Genomic DNA, 25,821 nt, shown 5'->3' with positions numbered 1-25,821 from the left:
GTAGGGACCGTCTGAGCTCAGGGGGCAGTTCTCGGCCAGGTAGTGCGTCATGACACCGAACTTGCCCTGGCTCATCCAGTCGGTGGCGCTGCCTCCGATGGCCTTGGCCGGGGCGCTGCCCAGGCCACAGAATGCGAGGACCATGACGCAGGTGAACGCGGCGAGCGCCATCACACGCTGCCTGATTCTTCGGGCCGGATACATGGAGGGTGTTCCTTTCGGGGTGGTTTCCGTGAGACGACGGATCGTCTGATTCGTGCCTGAGCCGGTTGGGAAATGACCGGGTGGGAGTCCTTGAGCTGACGGCCTGCATCGTCAGCAGCCACAGTCGAGTCGAATCATGACGCTGGAAGCCCAGCTGCTAACGGACGGGACCTGAGGGAATTCGACGACTCGCCGAGCTCCGCCGGGTTCCAGGCGTACAGGCTGCCCAACTCGGCGAGACCCGAAGGCGCAAGGCCCGCATGAGCTCGGGAAGCTGCCCGGAGGTGAGCAGTTGCTAGGTATAGGCGTTGCGCTCGCCCGCGCTGGGCGCAACCTCGCCCCGCTATTTCGTAGTGAGACGTGTCCGTTGAGATCGGAGGCGTATGTGCGGCCGGTGCTGGTGTTCCAGGTGCCGGTGTAGGTCATGCCGGGGCGTCGTCGCCGAGGGTCGTCGTGGGGTAGAGCTGGGTTCGCGGGACGGCTTGTTTGGGGGTGTTGGGGCTGGTCCAGATGAGCTTCGCCGCGGCCTCGCCACCGTTTTCGGTTTGCTCCAGCTTGATGTCGTAGAGCTGTCCCGCTGTGAGGTTGATGCTGCCTTGGTTCCAGGTGGGGAGGTGCGGGGTGGTGTTGTCGATGATGAGCTGTCCGTTGATCCATAGGCGGACGGTGTCGTCTGAGATGGTGGTGAAGGTGTAAGTCTCGGAGTACCTGGGCTGGATCTTGCCGGTCCAGCGGGAGGAGAAGTTGTCGGTTCCGATGGACGGGGCAGGGGATCCCTCGTAGCGCCACAGGTAGTTGATGGTGGGGTCGGTGCGGGTCACGGCCGGCGTGCCGGTGAAGGTGGTGTTGGTCCAGAATTCGGCTTTGAGGCCGGTGCCGGTGCCGGCGGCTGCCGGAGCCGGGGTGGCGATGTCGGCTTCGATCACCGTGGCGATCGGATTGGTCGCCGAGCCGGAGGGCGTGAAGTCGTAGCCGTCGCCTGCGGTGCGGACCGTCACGGTTTGGTCGCTGCCGAGCACGCGGGCCGCGGTGACGGTGAACGGGCTTCTGGCCGTGACGTGCAGGGTGCCGCCCGCGCCAGGCCAGGTGTAGGCGTGGAGGTAGAGCTTGTTCCCCTTGCGGGTGATGCGTCCCCAGGACGGCTGGCTGGTCAGCCCGCTGAAGCCGGCGCCGTAGATGGCCACGCCATGGGTGGCAGCCCAATCCTTCATCCCTCGCAGGGCGCTCGTATGGCCGGGTGAGATGGCGCCGGTGTCGGTGGGCCCTACGTTGAGCAGGAAGTTGGAGTCGATGCTGGTCGAGTGAATCAGGTCGCGGGTCAGTGTGGTCGGCGACTTGAAATTGTTATCCCAGTAGGCATAGCCCCACCGGTCGCTGACGTTGTCGCAGGTCTCCATCAACTCCGACGGTGACGGAGAGGTGGGATAGTAGCCCTCCGGGGTGGTGAAGTCACCGTCACCGGGCCGATACAGGTGGTAGTTGTCGGCCCCGTGGTGGTCGATCGACCGCTCGTTGATGATGATGCCGGGCTTGAGTCCGCGCACGTAGGACTCCATCCGCGCACCGTCCTCGAAGCTGTAGGGGTTGGGCGGGTCGGTGTAGCCCTTGTACGAGCCGTCGAACCACAGGACCTCGGGGTCGTAGTCGGTGATCAGCTCTTTGATCTGGGCCTTGGCCCTGTCGAGGTACGCGGGGTAGTTACCGCCCGGCAGAGCGTCGGGGTCGTGCCAGTCCCAGATGGAGTAGTAGACACCGAAGTGCAGGCCATTGGCGCGGGCGGCATCGGCCAGCTCGCGCAGCGGGTCACGCTGGAAGGGCGTGCGCTGGCGGATGTTGTAGTCGTTGACCTTGGTGGGCCACATGGCGAAGCCGTCGTGGTGCTTCGCCGTGATGACGATGTATTTCTGCCCCGCGTCCTTGGCAAGCTTCACTATCGCGTTGGCATCGAACGACGTCGGATTCCACGTCGAGGCCCTGGCCATGTAGGCAGAGTCCGGGATGGCGCAATTGCGCTTGATCCATTCAGCGTCTCGGCAGGTCGTCCCGTCGGGCCTGCTGTACTCACCGCGGAAGGCCGAGTAGACCCCCCAGTGCAGGAACAGCCCAAACCTCGCGTCAGTCCACCACTGCGTGCGCGGGGAGGACAGCGGGTCGTCGATGGCGAAGTTGTCGCTGGGCGCAGCCCATGCCGGTTGCGGGGCCACGACTACGAACGCCGCCAGCAGAGCGGCGACACAAGTGGCAATCGGCCGTAGGCGGGTGAGGTGGGGACGCATCGTATGGTCTCCAGGAGCCGGCGATCAGCGGAAGGTGAAGCGGTCGGTCATCAGGTACTGGCCGTTCTTCTTGACCAAGCGGATGGTGCGGATGCCTGCGGGCAGGCCGTCGACGCGGTGGACGAGCTGTTGGACGAGGCGGGTGGGGTTGGCGGTGTTCACTGTCGCGACCCCCATCCGCGACACCCACTTGGGTGCCGGGCAGCAGGCCGCTCAGCGTGGTCCAATCGTCGGCCAGGTCGCCCACTGAAGCGGCGGGCTTGGCCGAGGTGGCAGGCACGGTGACCAGGCCGAGTCCGAGCAGCCCAGCCGCCACTCCGGCCACGACCGTTCTACGGGGTCGCATGGTCTTCTCCGGCGATGCCGGAATGGATGAGCTCGGGGCGACCTTCGTGCAGGGCGGTGGCGAACGACTTGATGAGGCCGTGGTCGCCGCCGGCGTGGCCTTCGGCGGCGGATGAGCCGTCGAGGGAGGTGTCGATGGTCGTGGTCTGCTCGGCGAGGGAGTCGAAGACGCTCAGGTACCGGCCGTCGCCGGTGAGCCGGCCTCGGGTTCCGAAGATCTTGGTGTGCCGGTTCTCCAGCGGGGTGAACGCGGTCCGACCAGATCTAGCGGTGATCGCCAGGGGTGTTCGCCGACTCCTGGAACCAGGAGTGCCGGTGGGAGGTGTGGCCCGGCACCAGGTCGAGCATGACCCGGATGCAGCGGCTACGAGCCGCCTCGATCAAGGCGGCCGCGTCCTCGTTCGTCCGTAGCGCGGCGCGATGCTCAAGTAGTCCGTCACGTCGTAGCCCGCGTCGCCGAACTCCGAGGCAAAGCACGGGCTGAGCCAGACGGCGTCGGCGCCGAGCCACGCCAGCGGGTAGATCTGGTACAGGACCGAGCCGGCATGCCCTGACAACGCCTTTTGAGACTGAGGCATGAGACTTCAGACCTTTCACTGGACGAGAGGTCAACCAGACGACGGCCACAAGCTGGGAGTTTCAATCTTGCGACCTTGAATTAATTATCCTGATGTTCATAATATTTCGAGAGTAGCAGGATCGTTGCACCCGAGCGGCACGACGTCAAGAGGTTGGAGAACAGCTCGATGAATGAGGGCTCTCCGCAGCACTGGTACGGACCGCCGTTGAGCCGCCCGACTACGGTCGCGGCCCTGCGCGTGATCCGCGCCGACGCTGCCGAGCCCCATGAGGACGGCTCGCCGGCGGCCTCACCCTCACCGAGGTCGCCCACCGGGCGGCTGTCTCCCGCGCATCGTCCGAGGACGCCGTCAACGAGCTGACGAGCGTGGACTTCTCGCCGAGATCGTCCCGGATCCGGACGCACCGAGGCCCGTCGGCCGGCCCGCCAAGCGCTACCGTTTCCGCGCCGAGTACGGGGCCGTGATCGGCGTGGACATCGGGATCCACAAGGCCCTGGCGCTGTGCACCGACCTCGTCGGCACCATCCGCGGCAGCCACCGCATCGAGGTGTCCGCCGAGCACAGCAACGCCGAACGCGTCCAGGCGGCCCGCACCGCTCTCAAACGCGCCGCTCGAGCCGCATCGGTGCGTCTCGCCGACGTCCTCGCCGTCGGCGTCGGCACCACCGGCCCCGTCGACCCGAACACCGGGACCATCGCCCTCTCCCCTGCACTGCCCGAGTGGTCAGGCGTCGACATCCGCAAGGAACTGACCGGCCTGGGCTCCGGGCCTGTGATCGTCGGCAATGACGCCAACCTCGGCACGCTCGCAGAGCACTGGCGCGGAATCGCCAGAGACGCCCCAGACGTTGTCTACATACTGGCCGGCCACCAGTTCTCCGTCGGCATCCTCATCGACCGCCGCGTCCGCCAAGGCCGCCACGGTGCCGCCGGAGAAATCGGAGTACTCAAAGCAGCCCGCTGGTACGAGGCCCGTGACGCCCTGGCCGCCGGCAAGCCCGTCGACGACCCCGCCTTCATCGACGACCTCGCCACCGGAATCGCCGCCTCCACCCTCCTCTTCGATCCCGACAAGATCATCATCGGCGGCGGCCTGTCCCGAGCCGGCGACACGCTCCTCAAACCCCTCAAACGCCGGCTCGACGAGCTGTGCCCGTTCCCCATCTCCCGGTTTTTTGATCTGCGAACGTTGTTCGTCCGGGCTGTTCGCCGTCAGTGTTCGGTGGTGCGCCGCGCGGCTGCCCGGGCAGGCTCTGGGCGCCCCCTTCTTGTCGTTTTTCTGGGTGTGGTGCCGGGTCAGCTCGTAGTCGACCGGTGCCATCATCCCCGCGGCCGAGTGCCGCCGGATGGTGTTGTACCCATCGAACCACTCGGCCACTGCGTGGCGGGGCCTCTCACGGGAAGCGAAGCGGGACCGCGATAGCAGTTCCATCTCCAGGGCGGAGTTGAACGCCTCGGCGACCGCGTTGTGGGCGGGACCAGCCGGGAACCGGACACCGGACCAGCCACCCCTACTCCGTTACCCGAGGACTATAGGTCCGAGCTATTCCGAGAGATCGGGCAGTGATCGCAGCGCGGCGGCCTAGTTGATCTACATCAAATCCTGTACAGCAGTGAGTTTGATGAGTTGCTGCGTCACCCCTAGACGCCATAGCAGGTAGCGTCTATACATTCATCCGATGTCTCTGGCCGACGCCGCGGCCCTGTACGCAACACGTCCGAGGTGCTCACGGCCCTGACGTCCCTTCACGCGCCCCAGCCTCGGCCAGCACACCCCACCATCCAGGAGCCGCACCATGTCCTCTGTACCCTTGAGTCGACGTTCCCTCCTCAAGGCTGCCGCGCTAGCCGGAGGCGTCGTGGCCTTCGCGCTCCCACAGGTCCTGTTGCCTGCCACCGCCGAGGCATACTCCGTCCCCTCGAAGATGGACTGGTGGTACCAGGACCGGTTCGGGATGTTCATCCACTTCGGGTCCTACTCCCACCTCGGCCACGGTGAACAGGCGTTCAACGCCGAGAACTGGTCCAAGGCCGACTACCAGACCCAGGTGTCCGCACACTTCAACCCCACCGCCTTCAACGCCGCCGCCATCGCCCAACTGGCCGCGGACGCCGGCATGAAGTACCTCGTGATCACCGCCAAGCACCATGAGGGCTTCGCCATGTGGGACTCCGATGTCCCCAGCTTCACCGACACCACCGGCACCAAGCTTTACAACCTGCACGATTACGCGGGTGTCCAAGGCGACCTGCTGGCGGCGCTCAAGACCGAGTGCGAGGCGCGCGGCGTCAAGTTCGGGCTCTACTACTCGATCATGGACTGGAACCACCCCTCCCAGACCAACCGAGGGGGTCCCACCACGATGGCCTCGCAGGCCGCACGTACCAGCTACATCGCGGACATGAAAGACCAGCTTCAGGAGTTGCTGGACCGCTACGACCCGGCGATCCTCTGGTTCGACGGCGACATGCCCAACGACCTCGCCAGCCCCACCCTGGAGGACTGGTGGAACCGGTCGGACGGCGTCGATCTCTACAACTGGTTGATCGCTCGCAAGCCCGACCTCGTCATCAATGAACGCGTCAAGCACAACTGCGGACTGGGCGACTACACAGTCGCGGAGTCCAGTGTCCCCAGCACTCCGCCGGATCGGCTGTGGGAGACATGCGACACCATGAACGGCGCCTGGGGATATCGCTCGGACGCCGAGAACTCCTACCGACCCGTCGGCGATTTCGTCCAGGAGCTCGCCACGTGCGTATCCCGGGACGGCAACTTCCTGCTGAACATCGGCCCCACGGGCGACGGCTCGGTCACCGCCGGATCCGTGACCATTCTGCGCGGCCTGGCCTCCTGGATGCCGACGTACGGCGACAGCATCCACGGAGCCACCGCAAGCCCCTTCGCCACCGACCCGGCCTGGGGCAGGGTCACCAAGAAGAACGGCAAGCTGTTCGCCCACGTCTTCACCTGGCCCGCCGACGGCGTGCTCCAGATACCGGCGATCACCAACACGATCAAACGCGTCTACCTGATGAACAACCCCTCGGCCGCGCTCACCTACACCGTCAGCGGCGGCCAGATCAGCGTCACCGTCCCGGCCACCGCCCCGGACGCCCATGACTCCGTGGTCTGCGTCGAGGTCAGCGGCGTTCCCACGTCCGCCGGGGTGACGGTGTTCCAGGACGTGGGTTACTCCGGGGCGAGCGCCATCCTGTCGCCGGGCAGCTACACCTCCTCCCAGCTGTCGGCCGCCGGGGTGAAGCCCTCGGCCATCTCCTCGATGAAGGTGCCCAAGGGCTACTCGCTGACGGGCCACTCCGGCGACAACTCCACCGGCACGTCCTGGACGTTCACCGCGGACAATCCCGACCTGCGGGCGACCGGCAACAACGACGCCATCGTCTCGCTGAAGGTCACCTTCAACCCGACCTCGTAAGGGGCGGATCACCGACCGCGGCAACGGCCAGGACTCGATCGCAAACCGCAGGGGCTTGTCCTCGCCGGCGGCGCCGGACGTCGGTGAGGGCGGGCCATGACTGATCCCTGAGTGGAGACGTGTACTGCGGTGCGCTAGCTCACACTTAATCCCCTCGTTCGCACCAAGGAGGATTGCCTTGCGCAAATCCGGCACATCCATACGAAGATCGATTGCGGCAGCCGCCGCAACCACCGTCGCGTGTGCTCTCGCCATCGCTCCCGGCCCCGCCTCGGCACAGCCGACCTCCAACCGGGTCCAGGTGGAGATACCCGGCCCCGAACACTTAGGGCCCGGAGCACTCGCCGACTCACACACCGAAGCGGGATCCGGGTACACCTCGGTCCCACGGCAGGGCAAACAGTCCACGTCGCCCGGCAGCCTCACGCCCGATGAGGCGTTCGCCGACGGCGCGGTCACCAAGGTCGTCGACAACGGTCCCACCGGAAACCGCCTCGACATCGTCTTCGTCGGCGACGGCTACACCGCAGGTGAACTCACACAGTTCCACGCGGACGTCAGGGCGCACTGGGAGGAGATCGCCGCCGTCGAGCCGTACCGCACATACGCCCGCCTCTTCAACGTGTGGGCGGTGGACGCCGTATCCCGCCAGTCCGGAGTGTCCGGCGATCCAACCCCGAACGTAGTGCGGGACACAGCCCTCGGCTCCTACTTCTGGTGCGACAACACCGACCGGCTGCTCTGCGTCGACCAGACCAAGGTCGACTCATACGTCGACAACGCCCCAGAGGCCGACCTGGTGATGGTCCTCGCCAACAGCAGCATGTACGGCGGCGCCGGCTACAACACCCCCAGCCCGAGGCTCGGTTACGAGGGCATCGCCACAGCCTCCGCCCACAATGCCCAGTCCGGTCAGGTCGCCATCCACGAGACAGGCCACTCACTCGGCAAGCTCGCCGACGAATACTTCGACCCCAGGCTCCCCGGCTACGAGCACTACAGCGGGCCCGAACCACGCGAGTCCAACATCTCCAAGCTGACGGCCGCGCAGATGCAGAGCGCCCGCACCAAGTGGTACCGCTGGCTCGGCCAGGCATCACCAGACGGCGGCAGGGTCGACACGTACGTGGGCGGCGGATACTACGTGACCGGCCTCAACCGGCCGACGGACGGCTCGCTGATGCGCTTCACCGGCAGGCCCTTCAATCTGCCCGGGGTCGAGGCGATGATCGCGGGCTTCTACCGGCACGCCTCCGTGGCGCGCGCCCTCACGCCGACCGAGCGTCCACTGCGGGCAGGCAAGAGCGCGCACATCGCCCTCACCCAACCCGCAGGGCCGTCCGCGCGACCACTGAAGGTGCGGTGGTATCTCGACGACGAGCCGCTGAAGACGAAGGCAGGGGATGACACGGTACGAGTCTCCGAACTGCGCCTCCACACACGCGACTCGCAGCCACATCACCTGACCGCGGTGGTCACCGACCCCACCGACGACGTCCGCGACCCCGCCATCGCCAGGACGCTGAGGACGACTCTGACCTGGAAGGTCCACGCCTGACAGCACGGACCGACGAAACCTGGGAAGCGGCCTCGACGCGATCGTCTACGCCGGGGCCGAGTCGGTTCCTGGCCTCGTTCCACTCCGCGATGACAGTAGAAGTTCTTCATGAACGTGCCGGGACGCGGCCCCGGGGAGCGCACGAATCCCTCTGGAAGGCCGCCCGGCGGCACCTGCTCCGGGGTGGCCAGATGTAGCGGCGGTCCGCGGAGTCCTGTTGGGAGTGCGTGAACCACGGGTGCTGGTCCGAGCCGGCGACCTTCTTCTCGGCTCGCTGGGCCCGAGTCGCCCCGCCGTGGGGCGGGACGACTCGGCCTGCGCTCCCCCGGTGGGTCCTTCCGCGTCAGTTGGGGTTGAGCTGCTGCTGCGGTATGACCTGCTGGTCCTGGCCGGGGCTGGACCAGAGCAGCTTCATGTGGGCCTCGCCGGTCTGCTCGACATACTCGATCTTGATGGCGTGGCGGCGGCCCTTGGTCAGGTCCACCTGGGCCTGGTCAACCTGCACGTTGTGCGGCTTCCAGTTGTCGATGACCAACTTGCCGTCGATCCAGACCCGTACGTTGTCGTCCGAGACGGTGCTGAGCGTGTGGGTCTCGGTGCGCCGCGGTTCGAGGGTGCCGCTCCAGCGGACGCTGAATCCGTCCGCCGGAACGTCCACATGCGGAGATCCGGTGAACTTCCACGAGTGGTTGACCGTCGGGTCCGTACGCGTGAGTTTCGGCTCGCCCGACAGCTCCGGGTTGTCGAAGACCTCCTGCTTCAGGCCGGTGCCGCTGCCCGGTGCTGCCGTGGCCCCGGGGTCGACGGTCAGCTCGATGACGGTGGCGGTCTCGTTGGTGGCCGCGCCGGAAGGCTTGATGTCGTAGCCATCACCGGACGTGGTGACGGACACCGACTGGTCGGAGCCCAGCACGCGGGCCTGCTTCACGTCGAAGCCGGTCCGGGTGGTCAGGTGCAGTGAGCCGCCCGACTGGGGCCACTGGGTGACGGCCGCGTACAGCGTGTCGCCCTTGCGGCTGACCGTGCCCCAGGACGGCTGCTCGACCAACCCGCCGCTGCCGGCTCCGTGGACCGCCTCGCCCTGGTCCGCGGTACGCAGCCAGTTGCCCATCTCACCCAGGCGCTCGGCGGCGGGGCCGGGAACCCGCCCGTGGGCGTCGGGACCGATGTTGAGCAGGTAGTTGCCACTCCGTGACGAGGTGGTCAGCAGGTTGCGTAGCAGCTCGCTGCTCGACTTCCACTTGTCGTCGTAACGGGCATATCCCCAGTGGTCGTTGAGGGTCCCGCAGGACTCCCACAGCTGACCCGCGACCGACGTATCCGGTATCTCTTGCTCCGGAGTGCTGAAGTCGCCGTCGGTCACCCGATTCTTCCCGACCCGGTTGTTGACGATCAGATCGGGCTTGAGGCCTCGCAGATATGCCTCCAGGCGCTCGCCGTCCTCCGCAGTCCAGGGCTGTTGCCATGCCCCGTCGAACCACAGCAGCGCCGGATCGTAGGTGTCCACCAGCTCCTTGAGCTGGGCGTACATGCGCTTCTCGTACGCAGGGAAGGTGGCCCGGTCTGCGAAGTCAGGATCGTGCCAGTCCCAGATCGAGTAGTAGAGGCCGAGCTTGATCCCCGCCTCGTCGGCGGCCTTCTTCAGCTCGGCGATGATGTCCCGGTTCTTGTCGAAGGCCGAGTGGTCACGCAAGTTCCACGAGTTGGCCTTTGTCGGCCACATCGCGTAGCCGTCGTGGTGCTTGGCCGTGATGACGATGTACCGCATGCCTGCGTTCTTGGCCGCGGCGACGACGGCCTTGGCATCGAAGTCGGCGGGGTTGAACGTTGCGGCCTGCTTCTCGTACTCCTCCCTCGGTATGTTGCAGTTCCGCATGATCCACTCGGCATCGCGGCAGACGGTGCCGTCGGGGCGGGTGTACTCGCCCTCAAGGTTGGAGTAGGGACCGAAGTGGATGAACATGCCGAAGCGGTCCTGGCGGAACCAGCTCGTGCGATCCGCCGTGAATGGATCATCGGCCGCGTAATCCGTGCCGGGGCCGGTCGCACGTGCGGTCGGCGCGGCGCTGGGCTGCGCGGCGCTGGGCTGCGCGGCAGATAGGGATCCGGCGGCGAGCGCGGCGGCAACCAGCAGCGGCAGCGCGGTAGCTCCTCGTGCGGTGCGGACGTGTGGGGGGTGCATTGCGGCTCCTCATTCATCGGATGGCTGGAACGTAGAAGCGGAGCAGGGCTACCTCAAGACGAGAGCATGTAGGTCCCACCGGCCGTCGTGGTGAAGGTGTACCGGTCGTTGTTCTGGCTCGTGCCGACCGCGGCTCCAGCCGCATCGGTGACCTTCATGGTCCGGCCAGGCCACGGGTTGAGCACGGTCACCGGGCCGCCCGCATTGTCCGCGGTCAGGGAGACGTTGGACACGCTGCTGCCGTCGTAGTCGGCGCTGACCAGGAAGCCGCCAGGGGAACGGAGACGGCTGAAATGTGCCTTCTGGCCTGCGGGGTAGTTGGGGAACAACCGTATGGTGCCGTTGATGGACTGCATCAGCATCGCGTTGATCGCGTTGGTCGCGGCAACGCTCTCCAGGCCGCCGCCTTCCTGTTCGACGCTGAGGTTGGACCGCATCTTCGAGTCGATGAGCGACTTCAGCCGCGCTTGGAGTGAGGCCGCCGGATAGCCGACGCGCGCCGCCACCCCGTAGCTCTTGGCGAGGTTGTTTCCCTGGTTCCAGGAGTCCATCGCGTCAAGCGTGTCGATCGCCGTCCGACGCTGGATCTCGGAAGATTCCAGGTCCAGGTGGCCGAAGGGATGGATGAACTCCAGGTTGCAGATGGTCCTGCCGACAATCGTCGAGAAGTCGGTGTTGGTGTAGTCACGGTTGTAGACCGTCTTGCCGTTGTAGGTCACGGTCGGGAAGTCCGGCAGGCCGGAGAGGATGTCCTTCCACTTGTCCCGGCGCGAGGCGTCGGCTCCGAGCTGCTCGCTGTATTTGAGGGTGCGTGTCAGCACGTACCGGATGGCGGCGAGCCCCAGGGCGTCGTCCTTGGCCCAGTCCTGTTCGTAGGCCGCGCCCATGAAGTGGTACTTCCCATCGGCCTCCTTCGGCCCGATGTAGTCCTCCCAGAAGTTCGCCAGTTCCAGCAGGTACGGATAGAGCGTGTCCTTGAGGAATCCGGTGTCCGGCGCGTACTCGTACTTGTCGACCATGGGGACGGCTGCGTAGCTCGCATTGGTCGGCTGGTTCCAGAACGTCCACTGGCCTGAGGCGCCCTGCGGACCGATCGAGACCGGGTACAGGTAGCCGCGGGTCGAAGCGGGGACGGACTCCTTGAACACCTGGCTCAACGGGTCGTTGACCGCACCGCCCGGGGTTGTCTGGACGCGGGCGATGTTGGCCGTACCCGTGGAACGGTAGTCCAGAACCGCCTGGATCATCGGCTCCGCGATGTCGATGCGGTTGCTGGAGAAGGCGCCGTAGTAGGGGGCCAGCGCGTTGTAGTTGAGGAAGTAGCCGCCGTTCCATTCCGGAGTGTCGGTGGTGCCCCACGGCCCCCACAGGCCGGGACCGGTCGAGCCCCGGCGCGAGGAGCTGCCGAGAAGGTACTGGGAGCCGTAGTAGTACTTCTCCAGAGACGGGTCGTAGACCCGGACGTAGGACTTGAGCCAGTACTGCTTCCACCAGTCGCGGTGCTTGGTGCTCAGATCCGCCGCGGATGCGGCCGTCACCGCGTTGGCGTTGGTTACAGCGCGGCTGACGTGATCGGTGACACCGCGGCCGCCTTCGACGGCCGAGACGATGGTGACCGTCTCGCCCGGCTTCAGGGTGAACACGGCGATGGAGGTGCCGGTGGAGTTCGTACCGGTGGAGACCGAGGCGCCGATGACCTTGGTGGCGAGGCCCATCCGCGACACCCACTGGCTGGACGAGGCGCTCTCGGTGCTGCGCTCCGCCCAGAGGGTGGAACCCTCGGTGCCGGACTTCGCCGGGTACTGAGAGGCCCCGGACTTCGTCCAGGCGTCCAGGGCGAGCCGGACCTCGGCGGTCCCGGTCGTGCTGACCTCGGTGACCACGATGTCCGCGGAGTCCGCGACGAAGGTGCGCGTCCGGACGGGCACACTGTTGACGGTCAGTTCGGTGCGGACCTCGGCGTTGAGGATGTCCTGGGTCATCTCATACGCCGTGCCGTCGTCCGAACCCGACACCTTGCGCAACGTGAGCCCGCCCAGCGCGATCGGGTGAGCGCCGTCAGCCCCCGGGCTGGTCCAGAAGTCGTTCTTGCCCAGATACAGCCGCAGGGTGTTGCGGTCCCCACCGACGACCACGCCAAGCTCTCCGTTGCCCAGAAGGGCCCCGTCGGTCATCTTGTCAGTCAGACGGTCGGGGTCGGTCGTCGCGGGCGGCGAGGTCCAGTGGCCGGCGTATCCGGACAGCAGGTTGCTGAGCGTGTCCCAGTCCGCGTCGCCGTCGGCTGTGGCTGCGCGGGTGGCGGTCGCTCCGGTGCCGTCGGCGTGGGCGGTTCCTACGGCACTTGCGAGTGGCGCGAGGGTAATGGCGGTGAGCAGGGTCCTGCGCTTCATGACGATGCTGTCCTTTCCTTGATCCGGTCAAGGGAGTGGCATGCGTCGAGCCCCGGGGCGTGCCGGGTATGGCGCGCCCCGGGCCTGTTCGTCTATCCGACGGTTCGGGTCAGGCGCTCAGCCGCCACTGCTGGTTGCTGCCGCCGTGACAGCCGTGGATGATCAACCGCGTGCCGTCGCCGGTGCCACCGCTGTCGGCCTCCAAACACTTGTCGAATGCCTTGAGCTGCCTACCGACGGGGTCGTACGTCCACTTCTGGGCATTGGTGCCGTTGCATTGGTAGAGCTGCACCGGGGTGCCGTCGCTGGTGTCGGCCTGCTGGACGTCCATGCACTTGCCGAGCGCTCGGACCTCACCGTTCTCCGGGTTGAACGTCCACTTCTGGGCGGCGGTCTTGTTACAGGTGTGCAGCTGCAAGTCGTTGCCGTCTTCGGCACTGGCCTGCGGCACGTCCGTGCAACGCTGGCTGGCGACCCCGGTGATGGCGTTGGGGTGGGGGTCGATGACGAACCGGTCGATGGTGACCCATCGACTGCTCTCGGTTGTGATCTTGATGGTGTGGGTTCCGTAGGGCAGCGTGGGGCTGAGGTAGGCCGGAACGTCGACACTGCGGGACTCGTCGGCGAGGTTGACGCTCGTGGCCGGGCCGCCGTCGATGGATACGGAAGCCGTGCCCTGGTCAGGCCCTGTGACACCGTTCCAGGTGATTCCGGTGCCGGTGAACTCGTACGTGGCGGTGGAGCCTGCCGTGTTGGAGTTGTGGCAGGTGTTGTTGAAGCAGCTGCCGGGGTTGGAGCTGGAGAACCCGGTGTAGGTGATGGCGGGGTTGGTGTCGTCGATGTCGGGCCTGGTCGTGGTGTCGACTTCGAAGGCGTCCACGGACACGGCGCCCGTCGTCGTCGGGGTGACGGTGATGGTGTGCTTGCCGCGGCTCAGCCCATGGCGGGCGAAGACGACGTCGTTCCCGGTCGGAGGCGAGGAAGCGAGGTCGACGGTCGTCGGGGGGCCGCCGTCGATCCGGACCTCTGCCTTGCCCGCGCCCGCGTCGCGTGCGCCGACCCATTTGACGGAGGTGCCGTCGAAGGTGAACGACGCGGAGTTTCCGGTCGCCGTCGAGGTACGGGCCGTGCCACCGAAGTACTGGTCGCCGCTGGCGGTACCCCACGTGCCGTTGTAACTGATCGAGGGGGAACCGCTGTCGGTTCTTCCGCCGTTGCCGGGGAGGGTGCCGGTGGCTTCACCGACGGCGGCGAGTTGGGCCATCGACGAGTCGGAGATGCGGCCGCTGGGCCAGTCGTAGCCGACGTCCCAGGTCATCGCGGCGCCCTGACTCATCGCGCCGGTCGCATAGTTCACCAGTGTCTCGGTGCTGTGGGACATCGCGGCGTTCGAGGGATTGCCCCAGTGGCCCTGGATGCGGTTCAGGCCGTGGTTGAGCACCTGGGTTCCGTTGTAGTCGCGCCAGCGACCGTCCAGCGAGAGCTTGTCCTCGCCGGAGACAACATCGGACTTGGCGGCGGCGTTCTTGTTCGTCTCGTATTGCCAGCCGGCCGCACTGAGCCCGATCAGGCTGTCGGGGTTGCCAGCGTGCAGCGCGTCGATGAAGTCCGAGGCGTAGGAGTCGAGGTTCGCGAAGCCGCCGTCCACCCACCAGCCGTCGATGAGCGGGCCCCACTCCTTGGCCCAGTACTTGGCGACCTCGAGCCACTTCTTCTGGAAGTCAGCGTTGTGCACGCCGCCGTCTTCGTGGTTGTTGGGGTCGGCGCCGAGCTTCTCGGCGGCGTAAGCGTCGTTCCTCGGCGGGTCGAGCGGGATGTACGCCATGAACTTCAGCCCCTTGGCGTGCGCGGCGGTGGCGAGGTCCTTGATCAGGTCGCGCTGCGAGAGGCGGCTGGGGTGAGCGTCAGTGGCCGGGACGTACTGCTCGTACACCGGGTTGGGCGCGTCCCAGTAGCCGGAGATCTGTCCGACCGGGATCTGGAGCCATCCGGCGCCGACGGAATCGACTTGGTTGACGACGCCCTCGACGTCGTAGTTGTCGACCCGGTCGTTCCACTCGGCGACCGTCGGCCACTTCCCGGTCGTGTAGGAGCCGACCTGACAACCCGGCGGACAGCCTTCCGCGAGGTAGTGCACGGAGACGCCCCACTTGCGCTGGTTCATCCAGTCCGTGGCGTGACCACCGGCGGCCGCAGCCGGGGTCGGCCCGACGGCTACGAACAAGCTCACGATCACTACGGCTGCCGAGATCGAGCTCACCAGAGCACGCAGCCTTCTGCACAGTTGCATCGCTTCTCCTCTGGGATCAGGGGTTGACGCCGTCCTTGTGCCGACTCATGCGGTCACTCAGTCGCCATTGCTGGTTGTCGCGGCCGTGGCAGGCAGCGATAATCACCTTGGTGCCGTTGGCCGTCGCACCGCCGGAAGCATCCAGGCACTTACCGAAGGCCGTGAGCTGCTTGCTGTCGGGGGCGTAGGTCCACTTCTGAGCGTCCGTGCCATTGCAGGAGTACAGCTGCACGGGAGTGCCGTCGTTCGCGTTCCCCTGCTCGACATCCAGGCACTTGCCGAGAGCGCGCACCTCACGGCTCTCCGGGTTGAACGTCCACTTCTGAGCCGCCGTGCCGTTGCAGTCATACAGCTGCACGTCGGTGCCGTCCTCAGTGCTCGCCCCCGGAACATCGACACAGCTGTTACTGCCGACCCCGACGAGTGCAGTGGGCAGCTTGCCCACCGCCTGGCCCAGCGACTCCAGCTGCTGCATGGCCGGGTCGGAGATGTGCCCGTTCGACCGGTCGTAGCCGACATCCCAGGTCACCACTCCCCCGACACGGATGACCTTGAGGGTGTGTTTGATGAGATCCTCGGTGCTGTAGGACATCGGCTGGTCGGGCAGGCTGCCCCAATCGCGCTGCGCCATGCTGAGGTACTGGAGTTGCATCTGGGTGCCCCGGTTGTCGAGCCAGCGGCCGTCGGTGGGACGTTTGGACCAGTCGTCGACGCCGGTTTCGCCCGGGTTGAAGTCGGACTCGGTGGTCACCGACCCAACACCATCGGGCAGGCCGTTGAAGGAGAGGAGAGCCTTGGGGTTGCCGCTGCGCATAGTGGCGGCCATCTTGTCGTAGAAAGGCTCCAGGTCCCGGTAGCCGGAGCCGTCGATGAAGTAGCCGTCGACGTCGGTGCCCCACTGCTGCGCCCAGGTCTTGGCTACCTTGAGCCAGTTCTCCTGGTAGGTCGCGTTCGGTGCGGCTGGCTCCTGGCTGTCGCCGCCGAGCTTCTTGCGGGCGTAGTCATCGCGCTGGATGGCGTCGTCGGTGATGTAGACGATGAGCTTGATGCCTTCCTTGTGCAGCGCGGGGCCCAGTTCCTTGATGAGGTCCCGCTGGGAGAGGCGGGAAGGGTGGTCTGCCGTGGGTGGCACGAGCTGGTCGTAGGCGGCGTTCGGGGCGCTGTAGTAGCCGGTGTTCTGGCCGACCGAGATCTGTAGCCAGCCCGCTCCGATGGACTTGAGCTGCTTGACGACACCGTCGACGTCGTAATGGTTCACCCGGTCGTTCCACTGCGCGACCGTCGGCATGTGGTCGGGGTAATCGCTGAGACTACAGTTTGGGCAGCCTTCGGCCAGGTAGTGCTCCATGACACCGAACCTGCCGTCATGCATCCAGTCGGTTGCCGAGCCGCCAGCGGCTGCCGCCGGAGTCGGTGCCGCGACCACGGCGGTAGCCATCGCTACAACGGCTGACAGTGCCAATCCGGCGCATTTACGTCGATACATTCCCGAGTTGTGCACGGGTTCCACTCCCTAATGTGGTGTGCATGCGCGACCGCCCAGTGCGGTGGGCGGCCCGGCTCTTGGGCGCCTCGGGGTTGAGGCGGTGTTTCAGGTGCGGCAATGCGCGTGGACGCCGTAGGCCGGAGGCGGTCCCTCCACCGGCCGGACGGAATCCGTGGCAGGTCAGAGTCGGACGACCTGGCCGGTGCGGCGGGATCTCTCGGCCGCGAAGACGACGCGATGGCTGTCGCGACTGGCCTCCGGGCCGGTGAGCAGCAGTTCGGGGCGGCCCTCGTGGTGCGCGCGGACGAATGCCTCGATCAGGCCGGCGTCTCCGCCGCCGTGGCCTTCGGCGGCCGAGGCGCCGCCGTTGTCGGTGTCGATGACGGTGCGTTCATCAGTGCGGAAGTCGTAGATCTCGATCGTCCGGCCGTCGCCGGTGATCTGGCCGTGGGTGCCGAAGAGCTTGGTGTGGCGGTTCTCCTGCGGGGTGAAGGCGGTGAGAGTGAAGGAGGCGGTGGCGCCGCCGTCGTACTGGAGGTTGACGACCTGGTGGTCGACGATGTCGTTGTCGGATGCGTAGACGCAGCGCCCGTACGGGCCCTCGGCCAGGGCCGTCTCGACCGCCTCCGCGGTCATCTCGTCGGCGGCGATCCGGGTGAAGTAGCGCTTGACGCCGCCCTCGCGCAGACCGACCGGGTAGACCTTGCGGGCCGAGTACGGACAGTCGGGCTCGACGGAGCAGCTGACACACCGCTCGCCCGCCCCGGCGGGGGCGTTCTCGGTGCGGAAGTGGGTGAGCGAGCCGAAGGACGACACCGCGGTGACGGGGCGGCCGACGAGGTGGCCGAGCCAGTCGATGTCATGGCAGGACTTGGTGAGCAGGAGGAAGGACGAGAGGTCTTCGCGGCGCCAGTTGCCGCGTACATAGGAGTGGGCGAAGTGCCAGTAGCCGATGGGCTCCAGGTGTTGGACGCTGACCAGGTCGCCGATGCGGCCGCTGTCGAGGAGCTCTTTGAGGCGGCGGGTGTAGGGCGAGTAGCGCATGACGTGGCAGACGGTCAGCGATACTCCCGCTGACGTGACCGCCTCAGTGATGCGGTCGCACTCCTCCATGCCGGTCGCCATCGGCTTTTCCAGCAGGATGTCGTAGCCGCGTGCGGCGAACGCCTCCACCGCCTCGAGGTGTTGGGCGTCTTGCAGGGTAATGAGTACGGCGTCCGCGAGGCGGGGAGCTTCAGCCAGCTCGCGCCAGTCGGCGTACCGGTGGTCGAGCGGCACCCCGTGCTGCTCGGCGAAGGCGGCGCGGCGGGCGTCGCGCGGCTCGGCGACGGCGGTGAACACGACGGGTGTCTCCCCCGCCGTGGCCAGAGCGGCATAACCGGTGCCGCGCGCCCCCGCACCGGCCACAGCCAAGCGGAGCGGGCCGCCGAGGGGACGGCCGAGGTGCTCGCTGAGATTGGCGAACGTCTGCGTCACGGTGGTCATTTCTTGACTGCACCTCCGGTTGTGCCCTTAACGATGTGCTTCTGGAGGGCGCGGTGGAAATCTGCACGGGCATCCCGTCCGGTCGGCCCCGGGGGCACCAGCCGGTGAACCCTTGGTGTCAGCCCTTGCTGGCTCCTGCGGTGAGGCCCTTGACGAAGTGCTTCTGGAAGGCGAGGTAGAAGGCGAGGACAGGCAGGGTGGCGAGGAACATCAGCGCGAAGACCTGGCCGTAGTCCTGCTGGTGCTCCCCCATGGCGCGATAGATGCCGACGGTCACGGTGGTGCCCTCGGCCGGACCGAGGATGATCAGCGGGTTGAGGAAGTCGTTCCAGATCCACACCCCGAGGAAGATCAGCACGCTGGCCGAAGCGGGCCGCAGCAGCGGGAACACCACCTGCCAGAAGGTCCGCATCCGGCCGGCGCCGTCGATGGCCGCTGCCTGTTCGAGTTCGACGGGGATGGTCTTGATGAATCCCGCGAAGACGAACACACCGAAGGGGACGTAGTAGCCCACGTTGACCAGGACGAGTCCCATGACGGTGGACATCAGCCCGAAGTCACGCAGCACTTCGGTGATCGGAGCGATGATGACGGCGGGCGGGATCATGAGCCCCACCAGCATCACGACGAGCATGATCCGGGCGCCGATTCCCTGGCTGCGGGCCAGGAAGTGGCCGCACATCGCGGACAGCACAGTGAGTACGGTGATCGAGATTGCGGTGACCTCGACGCTGTTGATCAGGCCGTACCAGAAGAGGTGGTCGGAGCGGGTGAAGACCTGCTTGACGCTGTCCAGGGTCGGCGGGATCGGCAGTCCAACGGGCGAGTCGACGATCTTGCTGCCGGGCTTGAAGACATTGACCAGGACCAGATACAGGGGCAGGAAGAACACCGCGGTGACGAACGCGGCCACCATCGGGCGCAGCCATCCGCTGGTCTGCTTGCTCATGCGTTCACCTCGCGGCGCTGGAGAAGGCGGAGGACCACCGTGGACACGACAGCGACGAAGACGAGCATCACCACGGCGACGGCGGAGGAGTAGCCGCTGCGGTTGCCCACCAGGCCGGTCTGGATGACGTCGAAGGCGATGGTGCTGGTGGTGCGGTCGCCGGGGCCGCCGTTGGTGATGACTTGGACCTGGTCGTAGGTCTTGAAGGTGCTGATCAGCATCATGACCGTGTTGATGGTCAGCGCCGGGGCCAGCAGAGGCCAGGTGATGTGGCGGAACCGCTCGAAGGGCCCTGCCCCGTCGACGGTCGCGGCCTCGTGCAACTCATGCGGCACGCCCTGTAGCCCGGCCAGGTACACCACCACGCAGAAGCCGATCATCTGCCAGGTGACGATCCAGCACAGCGTGTAGAGGGCCAGGTCCGGATCGGACAGCCAGCCCGGCGGGTGATCGACACCGAGTTTGTGCAGCGTCGTGTTGAGCAGGCCGTCGTCGGTGAGGATGGACTGCCAGATGACGCTGACCACGACTCCGCTGAGCACGACTGGGGTGAAAAACACGCCGCGCAACGCGTTGTAGAGCCAGCCGCGGCGGTCCAGGAGGACGGCGATGGCCAGACCGATCGCGTTGGCGGCGATCGTGACGACCACGGTGATGATGAGGGTGTTGGTCAGCACCTTCCAGAAGTCGGGGTCGTCGGCCAGCGTCCGGTAGTTGCGCAGTCCGACCCACTTCGTGGGCGGATTGAAGGGGTTGCGATTGGTCAGGCTGTAGTACGCCGCGATGCCGATCGGGACCAGGACGAAGCAGACGTAGAGTGCCAGCGACGGCAGGCCGAAGACAGCGAAGTGGCTCAGCCGACCGAACCTGCGCGTTGTGCGTCCAGGCCCTCCACTCATGCGTGGCGAGCGGCCCGCAGGCGGACTCTGCTCGGCGGGTGGGTCCTGTGCGGTGGTCCCAGGATGTGTCGCCGTCATCACGGCGCTCCTTTCGGGGGCGGTGCCTGGGGGGTCTGTGGGGGCGGCCGGGCACCGCTGGGTCGTTCCTACTGCTCGGCCTTGGTCCACTCGCTGTCGAGGAACCGTGCGAACTGGTTCGCCGACTTCTTGCCGGTGATCAGGTCCTGCACGCCGAGGGCTGCCTTGTCGGACAGGCCGGGCAGCAGCGACCCATCGCCGTTCTCCTGGGAGAAGGCAGTGGTCACACGGCCTTTCTTGAGCGCTTGTTCATAGACCGCGAGAGTGTCCTGGTAGACCGGGCCCATGCCCTTCGGCGGCTGGTAGCCCTTGATCGCGATGATCGCCCCGTCGGACTTCACGACGGCGTCGAGGTTGGTCTTGTCGAGCTGGAACGCCAGCGCCCACTTCCTGGCCAGCTCCACGTCCGGGGCATGGGCACTGACGCTCAGTCCGCCGCCGGTGAAGGCGGGCACCACGAGGGAACCGTCGTCGGTGGGCCAGGCGAACACACCGACCTCGAAGCCGGGCTTCTTGGCGTCGGCGGACGCCGGGAACCACGACCCCATCGGATACATGGCACCCTTGCCGTCGCGGAATGCCTTCTCCGTGTCGGCGTAGGAGCGGCTGAGTCCTGCCTTGTCGATGTAGCCCTTCTTGGCCAGCTGGGCCACCTTGTCCACCGCCTTGACGAAGGCGTGATCGTCGAAGCTCTTCTTGTCCGCGGCACGTTCGGCCAGCCACCGGGGGTCGCCCTTGTAGACATCCGTGGCGATGGCGGCGATCAGCGGGTACATGTCCGCCCAGGTGTCCTTGCCCCCACCACCGACAACGATCGGTGTGATGCCCTTGGCCTTGAGCTTCGCGCACACCTCGAGGAAGTCGGCGTATGTCGTGGGCGGGGCGGAGATGCCGGCCTTCGCGAAGAGGGCCTTGTTGTAGTACACCAACGGCACGGCCTGGGTGTTGTACGGCAACTGGTAGATCTTGCCGTCGATGGCGTTGGACTTCGGCCAGACGAATGTGGTCAGCTCCTGCGGCGTGAATGCGGCGAGCTTGCCGGCCTGGGCGAACCCCTGGGGGTTGATCGCCGGCATGATGTCGGGCATCTGGCCGGAGGAGTCGAGTTGCTTGACGTAGGCGGTGCGGTCGACGACGGGCGACACCAGCTTCTTGATCTTCACTCCGGGGACCTGCTTCGAGGCCCGCTTGATGGCCGCGTTCCAGTAGGCGGCGTCGAGGTTGGGTGTCTCGAAGGTGAGGAACGACAGTTCCACGTCGCTGCCGGACGACGAGGACGACTTGCTGCCCGCGGTACAACCGGTCAGGGCCGCGACCATGACCGCCCCGCTCCCGGTGAGGAATCTCCGACGATCCATTGCTGCTCCTAGCGATGATCTGTGATGCGTAGTGGCGGGGTGGTGGTCAGGACGCGGGCAATTCGAAGATTCCGTAGGAGAAGCCTTGGGTCCGGACTTCACCGCCAGTGATCTCGACTCCATGTACGGCGAGCGGGCGGGCACCGTCGGCATCGGACAACGGCGCGCGGGCCGGTTCCTGACAGCCATTGATGACCACCAGGTGGCTGTCGCCCCGGGTGTAGACGAAGGGGTAGTCGCGGTGCAGGACCCGCACTGGTGCGTCAGCACCCAGCGCGGGTGTCTGTTTGCGCAGGTGGATGAGCGTACGGACCTGGCGCAACAAAGAGGTCTCGGTCGCCTGGGCGGAGGCGACGGTGGGCCGGTCGGGATCCGGATCGATCGGCAGGTAGAGGCGCTCGGCGGGGGCGGTGGAGAACCCGGCGTTCGGGCCGTCGTCCCACTGCATGGGGGTACGGGAGCCTTGGCGGGCCTGGGTGTCGAGCTGGCTGCCCTCCTTGTCGGACAGGCCGGGGAGGTATCGCATGCCGATCTCGTCGCCGTAGTAGATGACCGGCAGCGAGGGCCAGGTGAGCTGGAAGGCGAAGGCCGGAGCGACCATGTCGCGAGTGCGCGGACCGCAGGCCAGGCGAGAGAAGTCGTGGTTGGCAGTGGGCAGTGCCACCAGGCCGCCGCCGTCAGCCGCCGCCTCGGCTTCGTTCCACGCGGTCAGGAAGGTCTCCATCGACCCCTTGCCGTCGGGGTCGAAGTAGCACGGCTGGCCGTCGCTCCAGGGGCCGACGCTGCCCGTGTTGTTGTCCCACAGGGAGCGCAGAGCGTCGCCATCGAAGTGCAGGAAGAAGTCGGAGTGGAAGCCGGCCGGGATGGAGGTTCGGGGGTCACCCCACTCGGCCAGCAGGGCACAGTGCGGATAGCTGCGATCGATCCACTCGCGCATCTGCCTCCACAGATTGCCCGTCTCCACCTGGCCCGGGTCGTCCTTGACCAGGGAGAAGGCCATGTCCACACGGAATCCGCTGACGCCTCGGTCGAACCAGAAGGCCATGACGTCCCGCAGAGCCGCCCGGTTGGCCATGGGCCCATCGGCGTCCACGGGCTGCCGCCATGGCTCGGTCTCGTCGGACCTGGCGTATCCAAAGTTCAGCGCGGGCTGGATCGGGAAGAAGTTGGCCCGGTAGAAGCCGCCGCGCGCGCCCTGGTTGGGAATCCATTCGCGCATCGGGGAGGCGATGCGGTCGGACCAGATGTACCGGTGGTCACCGGGGGTGTTGGCCGACTCCTGGAACCATGGATGCCGGTGCGAGGTGTGCCCCGGCACCAGGTCGAACATGACGCGGATGCCACGGCTGCTTGCGGCGTCGATCAGTTTCGCCGCGTCCTCGTTCGTGCCGTACCGCGGGGCGATGCTCAGGTAGTCCACCACGTCGTAGCCGCCGTCACCGAACTCGGAGGCGAAGCACGGGTTCAGCCAGACGGTGTCGACGCCCAGCCACGCCAGGTAGTCCAAGCGTTCGACGATGCCGGCCAGGTCGCCGATGCCGTCGCCGTCGGAGTCGGCGAACGACTGCGGATAGATCTGATAGAGGACGGCATCGGACAGCCAGGAGAGCGCGGTACGGGACTGAGGCATGAGGCGGTACGGCCTTTCGCAGGGAGAGCCAACCGGCGCCGGCGGAGACTGGGTGTTCCGGCGCGATCACTCTGAATTAGTAATGCAGATTGATTTAATATCTCGCCGCAGGCTAGGATGTTTGCACCAGGTGGTCGCAGCGTCAAGAGGTCGGAGATGTTTCTATGAGTTCGGGTGCCCCCCAACACTGGTACGGGGCGCCGTGGAAGCGTGCCACGACAGTGGCGGCCCTGCGCGCGCTCCACACGGACGCCTCGCGCGCGCTCGACGACGGCTCCACCGGTGGCCTCACCTTGACGGAGATCGCCGGACGGGCAGGTGTTTCCCGTCCCATGGTCGAGGACGCCGTGGATGAGCTGATCGAGCGCGAACTGGTCGCCGAGATCGTCCCCGACCCCGACGCACCCCGGCCGGTGGGCCGGCCCGCCAAGCGCTACCGGTTCCGCTCCGAACGCGGATACGTGCTCGGTGTCGACATCGGCATCCACAAAATCCTGGCACTCTGCGCCGACCTCTCCGGCTCCATCCGCGGCAGCCACCGCATCGAGGTGTCGGCAGACCTCGACAAAACCGACCGCATCACTGCCGCGCGCACCGCACTCAAACGCGCCGCGAGAGCGTCAGGGATCCGCCTCGCCGACGTGTTGGCCGTAGGCGCCGGAACCACCGGCCCGGTCGATCCGCACACCGGAACAGTGCTCCGGTCCCCGGCCCTGGCCGGGTGGGAGGGCGTCAATCTCAAGGAGGCACTGTCCGGCCTCGGTTCAGGGCCAGTCCTTGCCGGCAACGACGCCAACCTCGGCGCGCTCGCCGAACACTGGCGCGGGACCGCCGCCGACGCCCAGGACGTCGTCTACATCCTGGCCGGGCACCTCATCGCGGTCGGCATCCTGATCGACGGGCAAGTACGTCAGGGCAGGCACGGGGCCGCGGGAGAGATCGGCGTACTCAGAGCCGCTCGCTGGCACGAAGTCCGCGACGCACTGGCCGCCAACAAGCCCATCGACACGCCGGAACTCATCAACGACCTGGCCACCGGCATCGCCGCGGCCGTCCTCGTCGTCGACCCGGACAAGGTGGTCATCGGCGGCGGTGTGTCGCAGGCGGGAGATACCCTCCTCGAGCCGCTGCGCCGCCGACTCTACGAACTGTGTCTGTTCCCGATCCCCGTCGAAGCCTCACACTTCGGCGACCAGAACGTCGCCATGGGCGCGATCCGCCTCGCCCTCGACGAACTGGAAGACGAGCTCTTCACCGGCACCACGTGAGGCGACACCGCACGGTGGAACGTCCGCAGCCGTCCTCGCTCACGCGCCGAGCTGACGCTCGGCAGCCTTCCGTCCGCTCCGGGTGGCATTTGTCGACGTGCCGGTAGTGCTGCGGCTGGTGCCGCAGCAGTCTGACGGATGGGCAGGGCAACCCGGTATCACGGGTCATCGCGGGCCGCACGGCCTCCTGGATGGCGAACATGCCGTACATCCCGGTGTGCGCGTAGAGAAGGCCGCCGCCATTGGTTTGAGCGGGAGGCCTCCGCCGGGACTCGTCGCCCCGCTCCTGATGAAGTCCACGGCCTCCCCCGGCCGCACGAAGCCCGCGTCCTCAAGGCCGTAGAGCGGCAGATGGGCGAAAGCGTCATAGAGCATCAGATCGCGAAGGGCGCGGAACGTGGTGAGCTCCTCCATGAAGATCGCGCCCGGCCCCTCCCCGCTCTCACCCGAGCCCAGCACGGCCACGGGACGGAAGGCCAGGTCCATCTCCGCGGCCCGCTCCCGGGTCGTGACCACGAGCGCCCCGCCGCCGTCGTTGACGGGGCAGCACTCAAGCCGGTGGAACGGCCAGGCGATCGGCGGCGAGGCGAGCACGTCCTTCAGCGTCAGCAACTCCGGCCGGAATGCCCGTGGGTTGCGGCTCGCCCGGCGCGACTGGGCCACCGGCACCTCCGCCAGATCCTCCGGTGCCAGCCCGTACGCGTCCAGGTATGCCAGCGCCGGCAGCGTGAAGCGCGCATACGGGCCGAGGGCCCCGTAGGGCATCTCGAACTGCCCGCCGGGGCTCGCCGGGTCCGGGACGTACGGTGCGCCAAGACATGACCGGCCCGACTCGCCGTGGGCGATGACGATGACGCTCGCCTGGCCGGCCTGGAGCGCCGCCACCGCATGCCTGACGTGGAGCATGTAGGAGCAGCCACCGACGTTGGTGCCGTCCAGCCAACGCGGGCGTACGCCGAGCATGAAGGCGACATCGGAGGGCGGCAGCACCGCCGTGACGCCGTCCGCGTCGGCGACCGAGAGCCCCGCGTCGACGAGCGCCAGGACGGCGGATTCAGCGGCGCGCCGATCGTGAGCCCGGCCGGCTCGGGCGGTGCGCCGGGCAGGTTTGTGAGCAGGCGTGGCCCTTCCGGGAGCGCCGCGATCGCGACGACGTACGGCGCCTCCCCCTCGAAGCCGGGCGAGGCGCGGTGGACGACGACATACGACGCCGCGTGGCCCGGCCGCTCGCTCTCTTCCAGGACACCGGGCCGCCGTTGAAGGGCGACCTGGCGCGAGGCGGGAAGAACGCTCGTCCCGTGTGCGCGCACGTGGGCAGCCACAGCTCACCGAGCCGTGCCTTGTCCCCGTAGGTCTGCGTCTCGGGCGTGGGCGCCGGACGGAATCTGTCCCCCACGAATTT

The 25,821-nt window shown here is 66.9% G+C and carries 15 protein-coding genes and 5 pseudogenes; 4 read left to right on the top strand and 16 right to left on the bottom strand.

The genetic code is table 11. The annotated features are described in order from the left end of the window. Positions 1-626: 626 nt before the first annotated feature. From ACT2CW_RS37815 to ACT2CW_RS37805, 3 genes and pseudogenes are all read right to left on the bottom strand, one after another. Positions 627-2,480 carry an alpha-L-fucosidase gene (locus tag ACT2CW_RS37815; protein ID WP_445519847.1) on the bottom strand — a complete coding sequence of 618 codons (1,854 nt, stop codon included), beginning with the start codon at positions 2,478-2,480 and terminating at the stop codon, positions 627-629. 24 nt (positions 2,481-2,504) lie between these two features. Further along, positions 2,505-2,657 (bottom strand): hypothetical protein, encoded by a 153-nt coding sequence (locus ACT2CW_RS37810; RefSeq protein ID WP_164430889.1) that lies wholly within the window; start codon positions 2,655-2,657, stop codon positions 2,505-2,507. 432 nt (positions 2,658-3,089) lie between these two features. Further along, positions 3,090-3,403: pseudogene (locus tag ACT2CW_RS37805) on the bottom strand (alpha-amylase family glycosyl hydrolase). A gap of 268 nt (positions 3,404-3,671) precedes the next feature. On the opposite strand from ACT2CW_RS37805, the pseudogene ACT2CW_RS37800 reads away from it, so the two are divergent. After that, positions 3,672-4,343, top strand: a pseudogene (locus tag ACT2CW_RS37800) (ROK family protein); the annotation flags it as partial. 423 nt (positions 4,344-4,766) lie between these two features. Here ACT2CW_RS37800 and ACT2CW_RS37795 read toward each other — a convergent pair. Beyond that, positions 4,767-4,838, bottom strand: a pseudogene (locus tag ACT2CW_RS37795) (hypothetical protein); the annotation flags it as partial. A 364-nt stretch (positions 4,839-5,202) separates the two neighbouring features. Between ACT2CW_RS37795 and ACT2CW_RS37790 the strand changes: the two are divergent. Further along, positions 5,203-6,846 carry an alpha-L-fucosidase gene (locus ACT2CW_RS37790; protein WP_445519846.1) on the top strand — a complete coding sequence of 548 codons (1,644 nt, stop codon included), beginning with the start codon at positions 5,203-5,205 and terminating at the stop codon, positions 6,844-6,846. A 178-nt stretch (positions 6,847-7,024) separates the two neighbouring features. Continuing rightward, positions 7,025-8,404: a M64 family metallopeptidase gene (locus ACT2CW_RS37785; protein WP_445519845.1), complete on the top strand. Its 1,380-nt coding sequence runs from the start codon at positions 7,025-7,027 to the stop codon at positions 8,402-8,404. A gap of 343 nt (positions 8,405-8,747) precedes the next feature. On the opposite strand, the gene ACT2CW_RS37780 is transcribed toward ACT2CW_RS37785, so the two are convergent. The 9 genes from ACT2CW_RS37780 to ACT2CW_RS37740 form a co-directional block, all read right to left on the bottom strand. Beyond that, on the bottom strand, positions 8,748-10,586 hold the full coding sequence (locus tag ACT2CW_RS37780; RefSeq protein ID WP_445519844.1) for an alpha-L-fucosidase: 1,839 nt from the start codon (positions 10,584-10,586) through the stop codon (positions 8,748-8,750). Between the two features lie 53 nt (positions 10,587-10,639). Beyond that, the gene (locus tag ACT2CW_RS37775; protein ID WP_445519843.1) at positions 10,640-12,976 is read right to left on the bottom strand and encodes a glycosyl hydrolase family 95 catalytic domain-containing protein; all 2,337 of its coding nucleotides are present in this window, start codon (positions 12,974-12,976) and stop codon (positions 10,640-10,642) included. A 109-nt stretch (positions 12,977-13,085) separates the two neighbouring features. After that, on the bottom strand, positions 13,086-15,206 hold the full coding sequence (locus ACT2CW_RS37770) for a ricin-type beta-trefoil lectin domain protein (protein WP_445519842.1): 2,121 nt from the start codon (positions 15,204-15,206) through the stop codon (positions 13,086-13,088). A 76-nt stretch (positions 15,207-15,282) separates the two neighbouring features. Then, positions 15,283-16,614: a ricin-type beta-trefoil lectin domain protein gene (locus tag ACT2CW_RS37765; protein WP_445519841.1), complete on the bottom strand. Its 1,332-nt coding sequence runs from the start codon at positions 16,612-16,614 to the stop codon at positions 15,283-15,285. Positions 16,615-16,932: 318 nt separating this feature from the next. Continuing rightward, the gene (locus tag ACT2CW_RS37760; RefSeq protein WP_445519840.1) at positions 16,933-18,237 is read right to left on the bottom strand and encodes a Gfo/Idh/MocA family protein; all 1,305 of its coding nucleotides are present in this window, start codon (positions 18,235-18,237) and stop codon (positions 16,933-16,935) included. 118 nt (positions 18,238-18,355) lie between these two features. Then, complete coding sequence (locus ACT2CW_RS37755; protein ID WP_445519839.1) at positions 18,356-19,186, bottom strand: carbohydrate ABC transporter permease; 831 nt, start codon at positions 19,184-19,186, stop codon at positions 18,356-18,358. Continuing rightward, positions 19,183-20,085, bottom strand: coding sequence for a carbohydrate ABC transporter permease (locus ACT2CW_RS37750; RefSeq protein ID WP_445519838.1), 903 nt, complete (start codon positions 20,083-20,085; stop codon positions 19,183-19,185). The genes ACT2CW_RS37755 and ACT2CW_RS37750 overlap by 4 nt, the downstream gene beginning before the upstream one ends. A 146-nt stretch (positions 20,086-20,231) precedes the next feature. Next, positions 20,232-21,521: an ABC transporter substrate-binding protein gene (locus ACT2CW_RS37745; protein WP_445519837.1), complete on the bottom strand. Its 1,290-nt coding sequence runs from the start codon at positions 21,519-21,521 to the stop codon at positions 20,232-20,234. Between the two features lie 46 nt (positions 21,522-21,567). Next, a complete protein-coding gene (locus ACT2CW_RS37740; RefSeq protein WP_445519836.1) occupies positions 21,568-23,151 on the bottom strand; it encodes an alpha-amylase family glycosyl hydrolase in 1,584 nt (527 codons plus the stop codon). 332 nt (positions 23,152-23,483) lie between these two features. Here ACT2CW_RS37740 and ACT2CW_RS37735 point away from each other — a divergent pair, with 332 nt between their 5' ends. Continuing rightward, positions 23,484-24,419 (top strand): ROK family protein, encoded by a 936-nt coding sequence (locus ACT2CW_RS37735; RefSeq protein ID WP_445519835.1) that lies wholly within the window; start codon positions 23,484-23,486, stop codon positions 24,417-24,419. On the opposite strand, the pseudogene ACT2CW_RS37730 reads toward ACT2CW_RS37735, so the two are convergent. From ACT2CW_RS37730 to ACT2CW_RS37720, 3 genes and pseudogenes are all read right to left on the bottom strand, one after another. Next, positions 24,403-24,794, bottom strand: a pseudogene (locus tag ACT2CW_RS37730) (thiolase C-terminal domain-containing protein). The gene ACT2CW_RS37735 and the pseudogene ACT2CW_RS37730 sit on opposite strands and share 17 nt — an antisense overlap. Before the next feature lie 230 nt (positions 24,795-25,024). Next, the gene (locus tag ACT2CW_RS37725; RefSeq protein ID WP_445519894.1) at positions 25,025-25,729 is read right to left on the bottom strand and encodes a Zn-ribbon domain-containing OB-fold protein; all 705 of its coding nucleotides are present in this window, start codon (positions 25,727-25,729) and stop codon (positions 25,025-25,027) included. Then, a pseudogene (locus ACT2CW_RS37720) lies at positions 25,699-25,815 on the bottom strand (hypothetical protein); the annotation flags it as partial. The gene ACT2CW_RS37725 and the pseudogene ACT2CW_RS37720, both read right to left, overlap by 31 nt. Positions 25,816-25,821: the final 6 nt, after the last annotated feature.

The organism is Streptomyces sp. NEAU-174, assembly GCF_052665095.1.
This window is presented reverse-complemented; position numbering and strand designations above follow the sequence as displayed.